Annotated in this window: 18 protein-coding genes; 1 reads left to right on the top strand and 17 read right to left on the bottom strand. The window is 60.3% G+C overall.

Annotated features, from left to right (window positions below; genetic code table 11):
• Positions 1–15 precede the first annotated feature (15 nt).
• From Q0936_RS03430 to Q0936_RS03390, 9 genes are all read right to left on the bottom strand, one after another.
• Positions 16–633: a hypothetical protein gene (locus Q0936_RS03430; protein ID WP_299296100.1), complete on the bottom strand. Its 618-nt coding sequence runs from the start codon at positions 631–633 to the stop codon at positions 16–18.
• 3 nt (positions 634–636) lie between these two features.
• Complete coding sequence (locus Q0936_RS03425) at positions 637–1,050, bottom strand: response regulator (RefSeq protein WP_299296097.1); 414 nt, start codon at positions 1,048–1,050, stop codon at positions 637–639.
• 104 nt (positions 1,051–1,154) lie between these two features.
• On the bottom strand, positions 1,155–3,686 hold the full coding sequence (locus tag Q0936_RS03420) for an HWE histidine kinase domain-containing protein (RefSeq protein WP_299296095.1): 2,532 nt from the start codon (positions 3,684–3,686) through the stop codon (positions 1,155–1,157).
• Positions 3,687–3,779: 93 nt separating this feature from the next.
• Positions 3,780–4,178 carry a hypothetical protein gene (locus tag Q0936_RS03415; protein ID WP_299296093.1) on the bottom strand — a complete coding sequence of 133 codons (399 nt, stop codon included), beginning with the start codon at positions 4,176–4,178 and terminating at the stop codon, positions 3,780–3,782.
• 68 nt (positions 4,179–4,246) lie between these two features.
• On the bottom strand, positions 4,247–5,725 hold the full coding sequence (locus tag Q0936_RS03410; protein WP_299296091.1) for an aldehyde dehydrogenase: 1,479 nt from the start codon (positions 5,723–5,725) through the stop codon (positions 4,247–4,249).
• 8 nt (positions 5,726–5,733) lie between these two features.
• Complete coding sequence (locus Q0936_RS03405; protein WP_299138319.1) at positions 5,734–6,768, bottom strand: LLM class flavin-dependent oxidoreductase; 1,035 nt, start codon at positions 6,766–6,768, stop codon at positions 5,734–5,736.
• Between the two features lie 12 nt (positions 6,769–6,780).
• A complete protein-coding gene (locus Q0936_RS03400; protein ID WP_299296089.1) occupies positions 6,781–7,683 on the bottom strand; it encodes a flavin reductase family protein in 903 nt (300 codons plus the stop codon).
• A complete protein-coding gene (locus Q0936_RS03395; RefSeq protein WP_299296086.1) occupies positions 7,680–8,459 on the bottom strand; it encodes an alpha/beta hydrolase in 780 nt (259 codons plus the stop codon). Before Q0936_RS03395 ends, Q0936_RS03400 begins: the two co-directional genes overlap by 4 nt.
• Positions 8,431–9,030 carry an amino acid synthesis family protein gene (locus Q0936_RS03390; RefSeq protein ID WP_299296084.1) on the bottom strand — a complete coding sequence of 200 codons (600 nt, stop codon included), beginning with the start codon at positions 9,028–9,030 and terminating at the stop codon, positions 8,431–8,433. The genes Q0936_RS03395 and Q0936_RS03390 overlap by 29 nt, the downstream gene beginning before the upstream one ends.
• Before the next feature lie 109 nt (positions 9,031–9,139).
• On the opposite strand from Q0936_RS03390, the gene Q0936_RS03385 reads away from it, so the two are divergent.
• Entirely contained in the window at positions 9,140–9,988 is an 849-nt protein-coding gene (locus Q0936_RS03385) for a LysR family transcriptional regulator (RefSeq protein WP_299296082.1), read from the top strand.
• 4 nt (positions 9,989–9,992) lie between these two features.
• On the opposite strand, the gene Q0936_RS03380 is transcribed toward Q0936_RS03385, so the two are convergent.
• From Q0936_RS03380 to Q0936_RS03345, 8 genes are all read right to left on the bottom strand, one after another.
• A complete protein-coding gene (locus Q0936_RS03380; RefSeq protein ID WP_299296080.1) occupies positions 9,993–11,138 on the bottom strand; it encodes a M56 family metallopeptidase in 1,146 nt (381 codons plus the stop codon).
• Positions 11,125–11,520, bottom strand: coding sequence for a BlaI/MecI/CopY family transcriptional regulator (locus Q0936_RS03375; RefSeq protein ID WP_299138336.1), 396 nt, complete (start codon positions 11,518–11,520; stop codon positions 11,125–11,127). The genes Q0936_RS03380 and Q0936_RS03375 overlap by 14 nt, the downstream gene beginning before the upstream one ends.
• 79 nt (positions 11,521–11,599) lie before the next feature.
• Positions 11,600–11,998, bottom strand: a complete 399-nt coding sequence (locus tag Q0936_RS03370; RefSeq protein ID WP_299138339.1) for a DUF2160 family membrane protein — start codon at positions 11,996–11,998, stop codon at positions 11,600–11,602.
• Complete coding sequence (locus tag Q0936_RS03365; protein WP_299138342.1) at positions 11,998–12,795, bottom strand: carbohydrate ABC transporter permease; 798 nt, start codon at positions 12,793–12,795, stop codon at positions 11,998–12,000. The genes Q0936_RS03370 and Q0936_RS03365 overlap by 1 nt, the downstream gene beginning before the upstream one ends.
• A 148-nt stretch (positions 12,796–12,943) precedes the next feature.
• Positions 12,944–13,807 (bottom strand): sugar ABC transporter permease, encoded by an 864-nt coding sequence (locus tag Q0936_RS03360; protein WP_299295514.1) that lies wholly within the window; start codon positions 13,805–13,807, stop codon positions 12,944–12,946.
• Positions 13,804–14,877 (bottom strand): ABC transporter ATP-binding protein, encoded by a 1,074-nt coding sequence (locus tag Q0936_RS03355; RefSeq protein WP_299295516.1) that lies wholly within the window; start codon positions 14,875–14,877, stop codon positions 13,804–13,806. Before Q0936_RS03355 ends, Q0936_RS03360 begins: the two co-directional genes overlap by 4 nt.
• A gap of 91 nt (positions 14,878–14,968) precedes the next feature.
• Positions 14,969–16,033: an ABC transporter ATP-binding protein gene (locus tag Q0936_RS03350; RefSeq protein ID WP_299138350.1), complete on the bottom strand. Its 1,065-nt coding sequence runs from the start codon at positions 16,031–16,033 to the stop codon at positions 14,969–14,971.
• A 93-nt stretch (positions 16,034–16,126) separates the two neighbouring features.
• The gene (locus Q0936_RS03345) at positions 16,127–17,860 is read right to left on the bottom strand and encodes an ABC transporter substrate-binding protein (RefSeq protein ID WP_299138352.1); all 1,734 of its coding nucleotides are present in this window, start codon (positions 17,858–17,860) and stop codon (positions 16,127–16,129) included.
• Positions 17,861–18,060: the final 200 nt, after the last annotated feature.

Raw genomic sequence — 18,060 nt, 5'->3', positions numbered from 1 at the left:
GACCGATGTGGCCACTTACGCCTTGAATTGCAACGAAATTGCAAATGTCGTGGCGTCGATATCAAGTGGCACGGCCTGCCCACCCTGACGCTGCATCACCTCGCGCGCCAGCCACAGCCCCAAACCACCAAACCCCTTGCGGTCACGCCCGGAAAAGGCCGCAAAATCTTCTTCCGTCGCCGGACGGTCCGCTGGGGCCAACAAGTCAATCGCACCATCCCGGATTCGCACACAAAGCGTCCCACCCCCCGGACCATGATCGCCGACATTCTCCAGTGCAGCATCCAACGCCAGGTCCAACATCGGCATATCCACGGTCGCGGTGCCCGTGCCCTCAACCCGGTTGCCAAGCCCCCCCAGACGTCCCGCATTGCGCAGGATCGCCTGTGTCACCGTCTTTTCCAGGTCAACCGGTTCTGGATCTCCCGCGTGCAAAGCAACCTGCGTCACACGCCGCCCCATGCGCACCAATGAAAACAGCAAGGCTGACTTGGCCCGCAATTGCGCGCCGACATCCGCAACGCGCGCCGGGTCATCCGCATCTTCGATCAGAATATCGGTCAGGATAGCGATGTTGCGGCACAGGGCCGTGGTGTCATGTGCCAGCCGGTCGGCGACGTCGCGAATGGCCACGTGCTAGGCGTTTACGGCTGTGGGTTGCAGTGGTTTTTCCAACAACTGATCGGCCACAGACTTCACGTCGAACCGTTTTTCGATGAACCAATCAGCCCCATTCTTGAGACAGGTGTGAATATGGACAACCGCATCCATACCGCTCAAGACGCCAATCACTGGCGCGTCTTCGTGGTAGATTTCCCTGATCTGTTTGATCGTCGACAACCCGCTTAGCTGCCAATCCACGCCCTGAACATCCGGCATGAACAAATCGACACAGATGATGTCAACCTCCTCGCCCTTCTGTTTCAGAAACTCCAGACAATCCACAACGCGACCAAAGGTATGGACACTGGCATCGCCACGCAGCTCGCCAGCAAGCGCCGCAAGATAAGCCTCGTCATCGTCAACCAGTACGATTTTCCTACCTGACATGGGATCAACCTCTACAACCTATACGATAGCAAATTGACATGGATTCGGGAAAAGTCAAACCGTATCCATGTGTCAGCCCGTGGCAAAACATGCCACAAACGCGGTCAGTTCATAGGTTTGACACCGGTATCCAGAATGGCGCGCAGCACCTCTGTCTCAATGGGTTTCACAACCCATGGGGCGGAAATACCCTGGACCAGATGGAACGCATCGCTGCCATAGCCGGTTGCGAAAACAAACGGAATTCCGTCTTTTTTCAAACGCATAGCTATGGGTGTACACAACGCGCCCTGCAAATTCATGTCCAGCAAACAAAAGTCATACTCTTGCGCATCCAATGCCTGCAAGGCGTCGGAAACACTGGCCGCCGCGTCCACTTGGACAAAGCCCAGATCGTGCATCATGGCCGTGGATTGCATCGACACAACAAAATTGTCCTCAACAACCAGAGCACGACCACGCGGCACCGCTTGACCCACTTTGCCATCGGTCACGGCACCGCCTTTGGACGGGCGCGGAACGATATCTACATCCACAACAATGTCCGTCGGCACAGTAAATCGGGCCTCAACCCCGGCGGGCAGGAATTGCAACGACGACGTGCCACCGAACTCATAGCGCAGGCTTTCTTCGACGATGGTCCTGCCCACCCCCGACCGCGTGGGGTCTGCAACCGGCGGTCCACCGCTTTCCACCCACAGCAGGTCCAGCGTGTCCTCGGTAACGCGCCATGTGACCATCAACCGCCCTGTCGCGGTCGACAGCGCCCCATATTTGACGGCGTTCGAAGTCAGTTCATGGATCACCAAGGCAAAAACAGACGCGGCATCCGGCCTCAGCACCGTATCCGGCCCCTCGACTGTGATCCGGCCCAATTCGCCCGCAAATGGCCGCAACTCCAGCAGCACCAGCTCTGACAACAACACACCGCGCATGTCGGCGCGCGTCATCAGATTGTGCGCCCCCGCAAGTGCTACAATGCGGCTTTCGAGCGAAGCGGCGTATCCGTCAATAGATGTGCTGCCCTGGCGTGACTGTGACGACAGCGATTGAACCAACGCGAGAATGTTGCGCACCCGGTGGTTCAGTTCATGCACCATCAGGCCCATACGGTGCCGGTTGTCCCGCATCTCGTCCTGGGTTTCCAACACCTGATACAGCGCATCATAGAGCGCGCGCACGATCTCGATATCGACGGCCGTCCACTCCTTGGACTGTTCACGCGTGCTTTCGATATAGGTGGAAAACGAGGCGCGCGGTGACAATCGCGGCACGCCGTCCTGCACCGTTATCTCCTTTTCGGGCTGACCCGCCCAGCGCACGGACCGTTCGACAAGGTTCCGGCAAAAGGCAAGCGTCACATCCCGCTGCCGCGCAACACGCAGCGCCAGAACACCCGCCGTATCGCCCCAGTCGACGTCCGGGCGCGCGGTGGGCAACGTGTTGAGGCTGACGATGGTGTCGACCGCTGTCGCAAACAGATCCGGTATGGCCCGGCAGGCATCCATGGGCGGCACATCACCCTGTGACATCACCTGCTGCCCCAGCATCATCACAACACCGTCGCAGCCCACCATCGCGGCCAATTCGTCTTTGACTGCGGTCCAATATTGATCGACGGCCAGCTTGCTGTCATCGACAACGAACAACCGGTTTGCGATGCCGAAACAGGTGGTGTGGGCCTGTTTGCGACGGCTCTCAAGGACATGCTGCACCCGCAGGCTGATCACCTTGCCCGCCAGTTCCGCCGCCACCAGCACGTTGGGGTCCACGGTTTTGAGCGTCATGTGATGTGCGGCGAACAAGCCCCACAGCACCCCATCAACCACAACCGGCACTGTCAGCGTCGCGGCCACTCCCATGTTCTCGAGGTACTGCCGATGCACCGCATCTTTACCCCGCAAAACGGCCAGCGACATATCCAACGGCCCGGCCCCCGGCAGACCGATCATCTGGCTGTCCGAACCCTGAACATCGTGAATGACGCGCACAGGCGTCTGGGCATAGAGGGTGCGCGCAATCTGCGGAATGTCACTGGCGGGGAACCGCAATCCCAGGAACGTATCCACATCTGCATGACGCGCCTCGGCCACGACCTCTCCGGCACCGTCGGGAAGGAACTGATAGAATTTGACCCGGTCAAAACCCGAAAGCGCCCGCAGCCGCTCTGTCGCGCCATGAAAGAACTGTACAAGGTCGCCATCATTGATTGGCGTGGAAAGGAACGTCTGTGCCTGGCTGAGCGCGAGACCATGATCATGCCCCTGCAAAGGCTCGGGAACGATTTCTACAATCGCCTGATCACTCGCCATGTGAATGGACATGTGGCAGGACCGGCCCCGCACCACTTTGGGCGGCAACACCTCACGCTGGGTCTTGATCGTGCTGTGGCTCAACACGTTTCGAAAGCTGTGCAATTGCTGCTCGGTGAACAGGATGTCCGGGGATTGGCCCACAATCTCGGTGCCTGCACGACCAAACAGGTCCATGCAATTCTCGCTGATGCTGGTGATCTGCGTGCAGATGCGATCTATCGCAACCAAAACGCCAAAATCCTGGACATGTCCCGGAATGTGGATCGGATCAGCGCTGCATTGATCCAGCGCGCGCTGCAATTCTTCGGGGGATAGGGTCACGACAGAACAACACCCAGTGGCAAGAAAAATCAGTCAATACCACAACCTGCGCGTGATATCAGCCTGTGTCAAATCATCGCCTGCATCGCACTGTCACTGCAACAGACGCTGAACCTCGGCCCTGAGGTCTTCGGGAAAGAACGGTTTGCGCATGATGCTGTCCACATCCATGTTCTTGACGGTGACAAGCGGGTCGACACCGGAAAACTTGCTGGGCATGAACCCAGACACTGCGATTGTCTTGGGGCGATTGGCTCTCGGGATTTGCGCCCGGATTTTGCCCAGCAACAGGATGCCGCCGTCAATGGTCGGGTGGCCCTCTTCGCTTCGGATAAAGATGTCGGCGACCACGATGTCAAACGCATCCTGCCCCAACAACGCCCAACCCTCCAGCGCGCTGTGGACGTGCACGGTTTCGATACCAACCTCATCCAAACACACGCGCCATGCCGCAACCAGATCAAAGTCGTCCTCGAGGATCAAAGCTCGCATATGTGCCTCTTCCTTGCCTTCCCCCTCTATCGCGGAGAAATGGCGCAAGGAAAAGACAGGTCAACCAATCAGCGCATAACAAACGGATTTGCCATGGGCGCCTCAGAGGTGTTGATCCATGTGGTCTGGGTCCGGGTATAGTCCAAAACCGCCTCAATACCGGCCTCGCGGCCATAGCCGGACTGGTTGAACCCACCAAACGGCGCGATGGGTGAAATGGCCCGGTAGGTGTTCACCCAACAGATGCCGGACCGCAAGCGCCCCGAAACCCGGTGCGCGCGGGCAAGGTTTTGAGTGAAAACGCCCGATCCCAATCCAAAGTCGCTGTCATTGGCCAGCGCGATGGCTTCTTCCTCCGTATCGAAGGGCAACAGCGACATGACCGGGCCAAACATTTCAACCTTGAGCGTCTGCGTGTCAGGCCCCGCACATTCCACCAGCGTCGGAGCCATATAGTTGCCAGGACGCTCCAGCGGTGCACCACCAAACCGAATGCGCGCGCCTTGTGCCGTGGCGCGTGTCAGCGTGTCCTCGATGGTCGCGATCTGGCCTGTGGTACACAACGGCCCGACATGGGTTAGCGCATCCAGCGGGTCGCCCACGACAATCCCCTTGGCCTTGGTCTCGATCAACGCGGCCAGAGGTTCCAGGATCGACCGATGCACCAGCCCCCGCGACCCCGCAACACAGCTTTGGCCCGAGGCACCAAAGTTGCCCGCGATCAGCCCGTTTGCCGCCCCCTCAAGGTCTGCGTCGTCAAACACCAGAATGGGCGACTTGCCCCCCAGCTCCAGCGTCGTGACCGCGAAGTTCTCCGCCGAATTGCGCACCACGTGGCGCGCCGTACCCGGCCCACCGGTGAATGCGATGCGGTCCACGCGCGGGTGACGTGTCAGCGGCACCGCACAGTTTTCAGCATCACCCGTGATGACCGACACGACGCCGGGGGGGAACCCCGCCTCTTCGATCAACTTGGCAAATTCCAACATTGGCGCAGGCGCGGCCTCTGACGCTTTCAGCACCACGGTACAGCCCGCCGCAAGCGCCGGTCCCAGTTTGGTCGCGGTCAGGAACATCTGCGCGTTCCACGGCACAATGGCCGCCACAACGCCGATAGGGGCGCGCCGGGTGAACACGTGCATGTCGGGTTTGTCGATGGGCAACACGGACCCTTCGATCTTGTCCGCCAGCCCGGCATAATACCGGTAGTAGTCCCCGACATATCCCGTCTGCGCAGCCGTTTCCGCCAGCAGTTTGCCGCTGTCTGTCGTCTCAATCTCGCCCAGATGGCGCGCGTCGCGTTCAACCAGCTCGGCCAGACGGTACAACAGCTTGCCCCGCGCCGTCTGCGTCATGTCGCGCCAGACCGGATCCTCCAGCGCAGATGCTGCCGCCTGCACGGCCCTGTCGACGTCCGCCGCGCTCGCGCAGGCAAAGGTGGCCCAATCGGCACCGGTTGCCGGGTTGGATGTCGCCATCACTTGCCCGTCCGATCCCTCGACCCAAGCGCCACCAATGAACAGCGGATAGTGCGGTAATTGTCCCATGGGTGTCCTCACTGAAACTTGGGCATGACGTCGTCGATGAACCGGGCCAGCGAGGCCCGCTTGCGCTCCACGCTCATACCACTGTCGATCCAGAACGAGAATTCATCGTATCCGAGGTCCTCGTACCGCTTGATCCGGTCAATCACCTGCTGGGTCGTGCCGATGGTCAGGTCGCGCGCAATGTTGTCCGCCGAATACATCTGGTTGGCCGCAATCTCATCGTCCGTGATGCGCTGGATAATGCCCTGCGACACGGGCCGCTTGTTCAAAAACCAGGCCCCGAAATAGTTGTAATAGCGTTGCAGGTCGCGCACACCCTGCGCCACGTCATCCGCATCCTTGCCCACATAAGTATGGTGCAACAGCATCACCTTGGGGCGCGGCCCATCATAGCTGTCGCAGGCATCATTGAACCGCCCCATCAGCGTTTCGATCTCTTCCATACCCTGCCACAGCGGCGTCACCTGAATGTTGAACCCGTTGTGCACGCCAAAGGCATGGCTGTTGGGATCACGCGCCGCGATCCAGATCGGCGGGCCGTCCTGCTGAACCGGTTTGGGCGCCGAAGTGGTCGATGGAAACGCATAGAAATCACCCTCATGCGCGCAGTCCCCGGCCCACAGCTGCGGCAAGAGCGGCGTGCTTTCCCGCATCCTTTGCCCCGCCTCCCAGGCATCCATGCCGGGCATCAGGCGTTCATATTCAAACGCATAGGCCCCCCGCGCGATGCCCAGCTCAATCCGTCCGCGCGTCATCTGATCGGCCGCGGCCGCCTCACCGGCCAGCTTGATCGGATGCCAGAACGGCGCCACCACAGTCCCCGTACCCAGACGCAAATTCTTGGTCCGGTGGGCCAGATCGACCAGCGACAGGAACGGGTTGGGCGCAATCGTGAACTCCATCCCGTGATGTTCGCCCGTCCAGACCGCGCGCATCCCACCATCGTCAGCCATCTGAACCAGGCTGACAAACTCGTCATAGAGAACGTCATGCGGCTGATCCGGTGTCAGACGTTCCATATGGGCAAAAAGGGAAAAGTCCATGGTCTGGGTCCTTTATGACAAGGCGTGAATTTCGCCGCCCTCGGCATCACCGAGGTAGAGGGAAAAGTTGCGGGACTGCGCCTCGCGGGCAAAACGGGTCATCATGTGACCAATCGCAGGGGTCGAAAATGCCTGTGCGGGCAAGGCTGAAAACGGGACAAGGCACATGCCGGCGGGCGCGGCGTCCATATGGGGCGCATGGGCCAGATAGTAGGTGTGACGCACCCCGGCTTCGTCGTCGGAAAACGCGGAATAGACCTGATTGATCTGCACGCGCAAACCACGTGTCTTGAGCGCCGCAGTGATATGGTCGCGCTGTGCACCCGTCGGGGTGCCCGCCACTTGCACCGGGCGCATCCCGGTCTCGGCCTGCTCCATCAGGACGTGACCGTCCACTTCAACAATGGCACCTAGAACCGTGGCCGCGCCCGCGCCGGTCTCCCGCTCAAGGCCCAGGCTGAAATACCGCCCGCCCACATATCCCAGACCCGCAGCATCCGTGTGGGACACATCCGTGATCTCCCCCATGAGAACGACGTGATCACCTGCCGGCACGACCTGGTAGGTCTTGCAACAAAACTGCGCTACCGCGCCGTCGATCAACGGCAGTTCGTGCGCTCCGAAATGATGCGGCACCTTGGCAAACCGGTCACCCTTGTACCCGGCAAAGGTGTTCGACACGTCCTCTTGCCCCTCTGCCAACACGTTGACGGCAAAGTGGGTGCAGGCCTCAAACGCTGCAAAAGTCGACAAAAACCGCCCCGGACAGACCAGCAACAGCGGCGGGTCCAATGACACAGAGGTAAAGGAATTGGCCGTGAACCCCACAGGCGCGCCGCTGGCGTCACGGGCCGTGATCACGGTCACACCCGTCATGAAGCGCCCAAAGGCATCACGCAACGCAAGCGGGTTCATGGCAGGCACCGCGCTGCGAACCCGCACAAGATGTCGCTGATCACAGTGTGATGGGTCATGGGCAACATATGCGCCGCCCCGTCGATCACCATCGCGCTGCCTTTGGGCGCGTGGCGCGCCATGGCCTCGGACATGGCGGGGGTCGAATTGGGCTCCTCCGCGCCGGTCACGAACAGCGCGGGGCAATCCAAAGCCGCCAAAAGTTCAGGTGACGGGCCATCCTCGCTGGCAAAGGTCGTGTAGGCAGATTTGTAAGCCGCAGGATGCACTGCGCGCAGCCAGGCGTCACAGGCCCTGCGTGCAGGTGTGTCCGCCTCACCGAACCAACGGTGCAAGGTCGGCTCGGGATCGGGCAAGGATGCACCGTCCAATGCAGATGCGCGCGCCTGTACTGCTGCCGCAGCCTCTGGCGAGCGCTGAAAAATGGCATTCATGGCCACAACGCCCACAACCTTGTCCGGGGCGGCCTCGGCCAACGCCAGCGCAATCATCGCGCCCATCGAGTGCCCGATGACAACCACAGGGCCCTCCAATGCCGCGGCAAGAGGGCGGACATAGTCCGACAAATCCGCACCGGGTGCTGCGTCCGATCCCCCATGGCCCGGCATATCTGTCGCCATCACCCCGTAGCCATGCCGCGCCAGCACATCGATCTGCGGGGCCCAGGCATCTGCACACAGCCCCACACCGTGCAGCATCAGCACATCCACCCCCTGCCCCGCGACGACCGCAGGCAGGCCAGAGACCTCAGACCGCGGCCGGGTTGTCCACGTCATGTCCCAAATCCTTCAGGTCCTGATACCGGTCGCCAATGCGGTGATGTGGCCGCCCCGTTGTCGCCGCCCCCAAAACGACGACAATCTCATCCGCACGCGGCGCGTCCGGGATGGCAAACTGAATGGTCAGGTAATGCGACCGCCGCCCGGCATCGTTCTTGTCCATCAGCGGCACCATGATGGGCGCATTCGCGGGCCCGCGCGTGTTGGTAAAAGACAGATACGACTTCGCCCCCACCGCCTCGCGAAAATGATTGCCGAACCGCAAGGTGTGGATGAGCCCCGAGGCATGTTCGACCTCGCCGTCCAGACCAACAACCGCCGCCTTGCCATAGGCCTCGATGGCGTCACCGCCGCCCGTCAGGGCGATCATCCTGTCAGTCAGCATCTCACCCAACACCGGGCCATAGGCCTGGATCTCGGGCTTGAGGTCCTCCACATAGCGGCCCGCCCACGGGTTGCGCACAACCGCAGCCACGGCAAACATACGCCACGGAACGCTGGCTGCGCGGAACCCTTCGATCAGCACCTCTTCGTCATATGTTACGATTTTCCGAATGTCTGGTGTCACGGCGCGCCTCGTCTGCAAGTGTCGTCCAATTGATCCGCCGCGCCGTGTTTTTTGACAAACGAAAGAATCTGCGCCTTAGGTATTAGTGTTACTGATAGGTTGCTTGCACATGTCCAAATCCCTGCCCCCACTCAACTGGTTCCGCTCGTTCGAGGCGGCGGCCCGCACGCTCAGTTCCACCGCTGCGGCCCACGAGATTGGATTGACCCAATCCGCCGTCAGCCAGCAAATCCGCGCGCTAGAGGATCGGTTGGGCGTGCGGCTGTTCACCCGGCATGCCCGCGGGCTGACGCTGACCGATGAGGGGCGCAAACTGTTGCCGCAGGTTGAAACTGCGCTGGACGGCCTGCGCGTGGCGACCGCCCCCTACGCCCACGCACGCAACAGCGCGCATATCACCGTGGCCGCATCGCTCAGCATCATCGAATGGGTGATTTCGCCGGGTCTGCCGGACTTTCACGCACGTCACCCCGATGTCACGATACGGTTTGTCAGCACGATCTGGCCGGACGAATTTGCAGTGGCGCGGGCCGATGTCGAAATCCGGTTCGGGTCAGACAAACAGGTGGGCAAAGGCGCGCAGGCACTTGGGCCGGACAGGCTGATCGCGGTGGCGCGCGACAGTGGCCCGCTCGACACGATGCCCCTGATCGAAACGGTGGGCACGTCGCATGGATGGGCCGCATGGCACCAGACCACCGGACAAACCGCGCCACAGCCCGCCTATTTCGTGGATTCCTACGGCCTCGCCCTCAACCTCGCGGCCAATGGCAGTGGCGCGGCACTGGTCAGTTCGGTGGTGGCGGGGTCCGCCCTTGCAACCGGCAAGGTGCAGCAGGTCCACGAGACCTCAATCGATGCAGCAGAAAAGTACTTTCTAGCGTTGCAACGCACATCCGACGCAACCCAAAGCTTTGCCTCATGGCTGTCAGCGCGGATCGCGCCGGCAGATGCCTGAACACTCAGTTGCGGATGCGGCCAAAGGTCGACAGACGGTTGATCTCGTCCAGTCGCTCAAGGTTTACAACCGTGGACAGCATCAAACGGTCCTGGCTCCAATCGCCGGGCCGCTGAATGGCAATCGCCGTCAGCATGACGCAGGCCACAAGCGGCAAGAGCGTCGCAAGGTACAACAAACGGGGCCGCCGCATGTGGCGGAGATCAAGCAGCGATGTGATCCGCTGGTGCAGGAAACTGGTCTGCGTGTCATGCATTGCCGTCCGGTCCGCCGTCACCAGCGTCACCTTGGGAACCGCAACCACGAACATACGGTCCCGGCGCAAAGTCTGCTGGCACACCGACAGCAGCGTATCGCAATAGGCCCGCACGTCGATCCGACCACGGCGCAACACCTCGGCATCACAGCTCAATTCGCGCAGATGTTCCACCTGACGCTTCCACGCGTGATAGGCAGGGTTGAGAAAGAATACCGGCTTGAGCGCCTCCAGCAGGATCTCCCACTCGATATCGCCCTGCCGCAAATGCTGGAACTCATGCGCCAGCGATACTTTGAGCTCCTGACGCTGGCCCAGCATGTGCGACGGCACCACCACGTAATAGAACAACAGACCCCGCGTCGAAAACGGCACCAATGTGCGGTCCGACAGACGCAGCCGCACCCGGCCAAACTGCCGCCAGGCATAGCCCGCCGACACAATCCGGTAGAGGCAGGCCATGGAGTAGCACAGACGCAAAATGCCCAGCGCAAGGCTAAGGAAAAACACCGCGATCACGGTCCAGGCCACCCAACCGGCGGCATTGACGACGTTGTTCAGAAACGTGTCGCGCAGGTTGACCAGTCGCTCGAATTCGGTCGCGGGCATCTCGAACCCGCCATTCAGATAGTAGGCGACCACCATATCCGACAGGTTCACATTCACGCTCTTGGCGTAGCCGCTCGACTGAAGCGTCGTAAACGCGAGGATCAGGAACGGCGAAAAAATGATTGCGACGAAAACGGTGTTCAGCAGCTTGAGCTGCGTGACGTAGCTGTGTTTCAGACCCAGTCGGGTCAGGCCCCAGCGAATGCCCCGCCACAAGAAAAACGCAACGATAATGAGGATATTGGCATTGATGAACGCATCCAGAAAGGCATCACCCGGTATCATTTTTCAACCTCCGATCCACTAATGCCCGGATTGTCCCCAATGCTTCGTCTGTCAGTTCATCGTCGTTGACGAGGCGCGCAACCAAAGACACAGGCGTGTCGTCAAACAACTTCATGGACAGATCTTTCAGTGAACGGGTTTGATAGGCATCCTTGCCCAGCGACGGGATGAACACGTGGCTCTTGCCGTCTTTGCGGCTGGTCACGAATTCCTTTTGCTCAAGGATGCGCAGGATGGTGGCCGCAGACGTATAGGCCAGATCGCGCCCTTCGGGCAGACGGTCCAGTACGTCGCGCACCGTGCCTTCTCCCAAGGCCCAGAGTTCGTTCATGAACTCCAGTTCGACCTCGGTCAGCAGCTCGTTACTTTTCTTTTTTCTCATACGGTACCATCCAGCACGTATCGCTCACTTTTTGTGCATCGTGAGTAAATACGAAGTTTTTAGTTTTTCAAAACGTTTTTCACACTTTCCAGAAACAGAAGATGCCCCAAACGACCGACAGCCCCAAGGGCGCCCACAAGGGTTGCCCCACGAAACCAAGCCACGCGAGGAAAATATAGGCGCTTCCCAAAAGAGTGATGAACAGGCGATCGCCCAGTGTTGTGGTCAGGCCAAACACGCCCGTGCGTTCAATTCCATCGCGGTACTTGGTGATTTCCAGCGCCGCGATGATCGCAATCGCCCCAAAGATCCCGCAGAACAGTGCAAAGGTTACAGGCGTCCACGCCATCCAGAAACTGGGCCACAGCGGATCGGTCCACGAAAACCCCTTTTCCTCGGTTTGCTGGGCGACGTTGCCCCAGCCCTGTGCCAGCGCCGCACCCGGCGCGATGGCCGCAAGATATGCCAGACGTCTCATCAGACCCTCCCCAGGGCAAAGCCCTTGGCAATGTAGTTACGGACAAAATAGATCACGATGGCGCCCGGAATGATGGTCAACGTCCCCGCCGCCGCCAACAGGCCCAATTCGTATCCGGCAGAGGATGCCGTTTTGGTCATGGTCGCGGCGATGGGTTTCGCGGCCACCGCCGTCAGCGTCTTGGCCAGCAGCAGTTCCACCCACGAGAACATAAAGCAAAAGAACGCCGCCACCCCGATCCCCGCCTTGATCGTCGGCAGGAAGATGGTGACGAAAAAGCGCGGGAACGAATAGCCGTCCACATAGGCCGTCTCGTCCAGCTCTTTGGGCACGCCACCCATGAACCCTTCGAGGATCCAGACCGCCAGCGGGATGTTGAACAGACAATGCGCCAACGCCACCGCCAGATGCGTGTCGAACAGGCCGACGGACGAATAAAGCTGAAAGAACGGCAAGGCGAACACCGCTGCGGGTGCCATCCGGTTGGTCAGCAGCCAGAAGAACAGCTGCTTGTCGCCCAGGAACCGGTATCGCGAGAACGCATAGGCCGCAGGCAGCGCCACACAGACAGAGATCACCGTGTTCAACGACACATAGATGATCGAGTTGATATAGCCCCAATACCAGCTTGGGTCGGTAAAGATGACCCGGTAGTTCTCCAGCGTGAAGGTCTGGGGAAACAGGCTAAAGCCCGCGAGGATCTCGTTTGTGGTTTTGAACGACATCGCAACCAGCCAGTAGATCGGCAGCATCAGGAACGCGATATAGAGGATCGGGATGAGGGAGCGTTTTCTCATTGGTCAATACCTTCCGCGCCGACCAGACATTCAAGAAGAGCAAAGGGCAGCCCCCGACCGAGGGTGGGGGCATAGCCCCCGCCCGTGGGGGCGGTCGGGGGCTGCCCGGCGGTTCCGCCGCCGGGCACGACACACATGTCAAAGGTCATCATTGCGCGTCATCCTTCGTCATAAGGGTATAGAACAGCCACGACACCAACAGCGTGATGGCAAAGTAGATCAGCGACATCGCCGCCGCCGGGCCAAGGTCGAACTGCCCCAGGGCAATCTTTACCAGATCAATCGACAAGAGCGTCGTCGAGTTGCCAGGCCCGCCACCGGTCAAAACAAACGGCTCCGTATAGATGTTGAAGCTGTCCATGAACCGCAGCAGGATCGCGATGGTCAGAACGGTCTTCATCTTGGGCAGTTGGATGTAGCGGAACACTTTCCAGGGGGATGCCCCGTCAATCTTGGCCGCCTGGTAATAGGCATCCGGGATCGACACGAGGCCCGCATAGCTCAGCAGCACCACCAGCGACGTCCAGTGCCAGACATCCATCACAATGATCGTGACCCAGGCCGCAAAGGGGTTCTGCGTCATGTCATAGGCAATGCCCAACACGTCGTTCAGGAAATAGCCCACCAATCCAATCTTGGGCAGGGTAAAGATGTTCCACATCGCGCCGACCACGTTCCACGGGATCAGCATCGGCAACGCCATCAGCACCAGACAGACCGGCACCCACATGCCCTTGCGCGGCATCGACAGGGCAATGATGATGCCGAGCGGCACCTCGATGATCAGGATCAGAAAGGTGAACAGGAACTGCCGTCCCAATGCGGCCTGAAACCGGTCCGAACGCAGGATTTGCTCGAACCAGTCGAGGCCCTGCCAGAAGAACACGTTGTTGCCAAACGTCTCCTGCACGGAATAGTTCACCACCGTCATAATCGGCACCAGCGCGTTGAACGCCACCAGAGCCAGCACTGGCAGCACAAACAGCCAAGCCTTTTGGTTTTCGGTCTTCATGCCCGTGCCTCCGTAGAAATCCACCCGTCGCGATAAAGCCGTGTCTGATCCGGGCGGAATGCCAGATGCACCGCCGCACCTTGTTCAGGCACAGCACCCTCGACAATCGCCTTGACCGCCGTGTCACCGACCATCGCCTCGACAACGGCATGGCGACCGACGTCCGACACCTTCTGCACCCGCGCGGGCAGTCCGGTCTCCGCCAGCGACACAAATTCCGGACGGATGCCCACTTGCGTCAACCCGCCTTCGCCAATTGTCTCACCCTCCAACACGATCTGCTCGCCTTGGAACATCGCGCCGCCGGCACGCTCTTGGACGGGCAACACGTTCATGCCGGGGGACCCGATGAAATGGCCGACAAATGTGTGCTGCGGACGCTCAAACAACTCGACCGGCGTGCCGATCTGGACCACTTCACCGTCCTGCATGACCACCACCTGATCGGCAAAGGTCAACGCCTCGGTCTGGTCATGGGTCACGTAGATCATCGTGGCCTTCACCCGCTGGTGCAGTTCTTTCAGCTTGGACCGCAGCTTCCACTTCAGATGCGGATCGATCACGGTCAGGGGTTCGTCGAACATGACGACATTCACATCGTCGCGCACCAGCCCACGCCCCATCGAAATCTTTTGCTTGTTGTCCGGCGACAGGTGCGACGCCTTGATATCGAGCATGTTTTCGACCTCGAGCATCCTGGCAATCTCGGACACCCGCGCGGCAATGCGCGCCTCGTCCACGCCCCGGTTGCGCAGGGGGAATGCCAGATTGTCCCGCACCGTCATCGTGTCGTAGATGACGGGAAACTGGAACACCTGCGCAATGTTGCGCTGGTTTGGCGGCAGATCGGTGACATCCTTGTCGTCAAACAGGATGCGCCCCTCGGACGGGACCAACAGCCCCGAGATGATGTTGAGCAGCGTGGACTTGCCACAGCCCGACGGCCCCAGCAGCGCATAGGCACCGCCATCGCGCCAATCGAGGTTGATTTCCTTGAGCGCATAGTCGCCGGGCCCGGATGGGTTAGGCATATACGAATGACGCAGGTTCGAAAGTGTGATCTTGGCCATTACACGCCCCCTGTGCGGTGCGCATGAATGCGCGCCCGGCACTGTGCCTTAGGGTGCGCCTTTGCGGCGCACCAATGTTGCGAAACCGTGTTCATGCCACGAGCCTCCCATCTTGCGAGAAATAAAAGGCCTGGCTGGCATCCATGTAGAAATCATGCGTCTCGCCAACCTCATAGGGATGCACCCCATGCGCCAGCGACACCCAACCGTCCGCGCCCATCTGAAAATGCGCACTGGATTCCGAGCCCGACAGCTCCGTGACCAGCACGGTTCCAGAGACCGCCACCTGATCTGTCCCCGCGGGGACAGGTGTCACGTGGTGCGGTCGAATGGCCAATGTGTAAGACCCGTCAGGCAGGTCTGCGGCAGCACCCGACATGGACCAGCTGACCCCAGTGTCCAGCGTCGCGGTCTGGCCCGACTTGGTGACCCGTGCCGCGTTGATCGGCGGGTCCGAGAACACGCGCGCCGCCGTCAGACTTTCGGGTTTGCGGTAGATCGCAGCAGTCGTGCCGAACTGGGTGACGTTGCCGTCCTCCATCAACGCCGTGCTGCCGCCCAGCAGCAACGCCTCTTCGGGTTCGGACGTCGCATAGACCACCACCGCGCCGCGACCGGCAAACAGTTCGGGCAATTGCTCGCGCAACTCTTCGCGCAGCTTGTAATCAAGGTTGGCCAGCGGTTCGTCCAGGAACACCGCGCGGCTTTCCTTGGCAATGGCGCGCGCAAGGGCGCAGCGTTGCTGCTGACCACCCGACAGCTCATGCGGGCGACGGTGCAGCATGGGCCGCAGTTGCAGGATGTCCGCCGCCTCTTCGACGCGGCCCTGAATTTCCGATTTCGCCATGCCTGCAACCCGCAGGGGGGAGGCAATATTGTCGTACACCGTCATCTGCGGGTAGTTCACAAAGAACTGGTGCACGAGGCTGATGTTGCGTTTCTGCGTGGACAGTTTCGACACGTTCTGGCCGTCCATCCAGATCTCTCCGGCCGCCAGCGGGTCAAGGCCCGCCATCAGCTTGATCAGGGACGTCTTGCCCGATCCGGTCTGTCCCAGCAGCACGTTAAAATGTCCGGTCTCCAGCACCAGCGAGGTCGGTTTGATGTGCGTGATGCCACGCGTCACCTTGCTGGCCTGTTTCAGCTCGATTGTCATGGGGGTGTACCTGTTTCAAAACGGCCGGGGCTGTTGGGAACCCCGGCCTGATGTCGGCCCGCCTGCACTCACCAGGCGGACCCACGGGGAGGTTTAGTTCTGCCAGCGGGCAACCAGCTCGTCATAGTTCACGGTCTCGCCTTGCGGCTTCTCGTTGTCGAGCTTGGGCTTGGCGCCGCCATTGGCGAACCAGTATTCCGCGTCCTGTTCGTCGTTCAGACGTGGACCACAGCCACCATAGACACCTGCCGCCTCATCAGCTTGCTGCATCCGAGCCATGGTGATGTCCATTTCTTCGGCCAGACGGTCCATCGCTTGCTGCGGTGTAAACGCACCGGAGTTCACGTCACCAATCTGCTGCCACCAGATCTGGGCCAGCTTGGGATAGTCAGGCACGTTGATGCCGGTGGGCGACCATGCCACGCGATCAGGCGAGCGGTAGAATTCGACCAGACCACCCAGTTTGGGCGCGCGTTCGGTAAAGGACGCATGGTTGACCGAGCTGTCGCGTGTGAAGGTCAGACCCACATGGGACTTCTTCACGTCGACCGTCTTGGACGTCACGAACTGGGCATAGAGCCACGCGGCCTGTGCGCGGTCCGACGGGGTGGACTTGAGGAAAGTCCAGGACCCAACGTCCTGATAGCCAACCTTCTGACCTTTTTCCCAGTAGGGGCCGTGCGGGCTGGGTGCCATCCGCCACAGCGGGTTGCCAGCGTCGTCGACAGTGTTGTTGCCTTCGGACTTGGGCTTGACCATGTCGGCGGTAAAGGCGGTGTACCAGAAGATCTGCTGGGCCACGTTTCCTTGCGCCAGTGCGGGCAGCGATTGGTAGAAGTCATAGGACGCCGCACCCGGAGGAGCATAGTTGCGCAGCCATTCGTCCCACTTGCGGATCGCATAGACCGCCGCAGGGCCGTTCGCCGCGCCACCGCGCGTCACCGACGCACCGGCAGGGTTGCACGAACCGGCTTCCATGCGGATGCCCCATTCGTCGATCGGCACGCCGTTCGGCTCGCCCTTGGACCCGGTGCCTGCCATCGACAGCCACGCATCAGTCATACGCCAGCCCAGGTCGGGCGCGCGCTTGCCATAGTCCATGTGGCCATAGATCGCCACGCCGTCGATTTCCTTCACGTCGTTCGAGAAGAAATCAGCGATGTCCTCATAGGCGGACCAGTTGACCGGCACACCCAGATCATAGCCGTACTTGGCTTTGAATGCGGCCTTGTTGTCCGCGTCGTCGAACCAGTCCTTGCGGAACCAGTAAAGGTTCGCGAACTGCTGGTCGGGCAATTGGTACAGGTTGCCGTCCGGACCGGTGGTGAACTGGATACCCATGAAGTCATCAAGGTCCAGCGTCGGCGAGGTTGTCGCCGCCCAGTCACCGCCCATCTGTTCGGTCAGGTTGTAGGCCAGTTGCAGCCGCGAGTGCGTGCCGATCAGGTCGGAGTCGTTGACGTAGCCGTCATAGAGGTTCCGCTGGGTCTGCATCTGTGTCTGCACAGCCTGCACAACTTCGCCTTCGCCGAGGATCTGGTGGTTGACCTTGATCCCGGTGATTTCCTCGAACGCTTTTGTCAGCACTTCGGATTCGTAACCGTGGGTCGGAATGCCCTCGGACAGGACGTTGATTTCCATGCCCGCATAGGGCTCCGCGGCGCCAATGAACCACTCCATTTCCGACATCTGCTCGGCCTTGCTGAGCGTGGATGGCTGGAATTCCTGGTCAATCCATTTCTGAGCTGCCGCGGCATCAGCCAAAGCAGTCCCGTGCCCCGCGATGACAGCAATCGCTGCAGTCGCGGAGAGTAGATACTTGCGCATCTTGTATCCTCCCAAAATGTGTTTGTGAGCCGGATTTCGCCGACTGACATAACGATAGTCGCAAAATTTCGGCGCTGTCAAACTAAATTATTAGTAGTTTTTTATTGTTTATTTACAGTATTTTAAAATCGCTCTCGCGCCAGAAAGCCACCAAAAGCGCTTTGGTCACCACTCAGGTGTCGCGCCATATTCCGCGCTGC

Origin of the sequence: uncultured Tateyamaria sp. (assembly GCF_947488715.1) — a bacterium.
Lineage (GTDB): Bacteria > Pseudomonadota > Alphaproteobacteria > Rhodobacterales > Rhodobacteraceae > Tateyamaria.
The sequence above is the reverse complement of the archived record's forward strand: the minus strand, read 5'-3'. Positions and strand labels throughout refer to the sequence as shown.

Bases quoted from the DNA above. Each gene is read 5' to 3' on its own strand.
- Q0936_RS03425 (WP_299296097.1), bottom strand. From the start codon at position 1,050: ATGTCAGGTAGGAAAATCGTACTGGTTGACGATGACGAGGCTTATCTT.
- Q0936_RS03370 (WP_299138339.1), bottom strand. From the start codon at position 11,998: ATGAGACGTCTGGCATATCTTGCGGCCATCGCGCCGGGTGCGGCGCTG.
- Q0936_RS03400 (WP_299296089.1), bottom strand. From the start codon at position 7,683: ATGAACCCGCTTGCGTTGCGTGATGCCTTTGGGCGCTTCATGACGGGT.
- Q0936_RS03375 (WP_299138336.1), bottom strand. From the start codon at position 11,520: ATGAGAAAAAAGAAAAGTAACGAGCTGCTGACCGAGGTCGAACTGGAG.
- Q0936_RS03360 (WP_299295514.1), bottom strand. From the start codon at position 13,807: ATGAAGACCGAAAACCAAAAGGCTTGGCTGTTTGTGCTGCCAGTGCTG.
- Q0936_RS03410 (WP_299296091.1), bottom strand. From the start codon at position 5,725: ATGGGACAATTACCGCACTATCCGCTGTTCATTGGTGGCGCTTGGGTC.
- Q0936_RS03380 (WP_299296080.1), bottom strand. From the start codon at position 11,138: ATGATACCGGGTGATGCCTTTCTGGATGCGTTCATCAATGCCAATATC.
- Q0936_RS03385 (WP_299296082.1), top strand. From the start codon at position 9,140: ATGTCCAAATCCCTGCCCCCACTCAACTGGTTCCGCTCGTTCGAGGCG.
- Q0936_RS03395 (WP_299296086.1), bottom strand. From the start codon at position 8,459: ATGACGTGGACAACCCGGCCGCGGTCTGAGGTCTCTGGCCTGCCTGCG.
- Q0936_RS03355 (WP_299295516.1), bottom strand. From the start codon at position 14,877: ATGGCCAAGATCACACTTTCGAACCTGCGTCATTCGTATATGCCTAAC.
- Q0936_RS03350 (WP_299138350.1), bottom strand. From the start codon at position 16,033: ATGACAATCGAGCTGAAACAGGCCAGCAAGGTGACGCGTGGCATCACG.
- Q0936_RS03345 (WP_299138352.1), bottom strand. From the start codon at position 17,860: ATGCGCAAGTATCTACTCTCCGCGACTGCAGCGATTGCTGTCATCGCG.
- Q0936_RS03415 (WP_299296093.1), bottom strand. From the start codon at position 4,178: ATGCGAGCTTTGATCCTCGAGGACGACTTTGATCTGGTTGCGGCATGG.
- Q0936_RS03405 (WP_299138319.1), bottom strand. From the start codon at position 6,768: ATGGACTTTTCCCTTTTTGCCCATATGGAACGTCTGACACCGGATCAG.
- Q0936_RS03365 (WP_299138342.1), bottom strand. From the start codon at position 12,795: ATGAGAAAACGCTCCCTCATCCCGATCCTCTATATCGCGTTCCTGATG.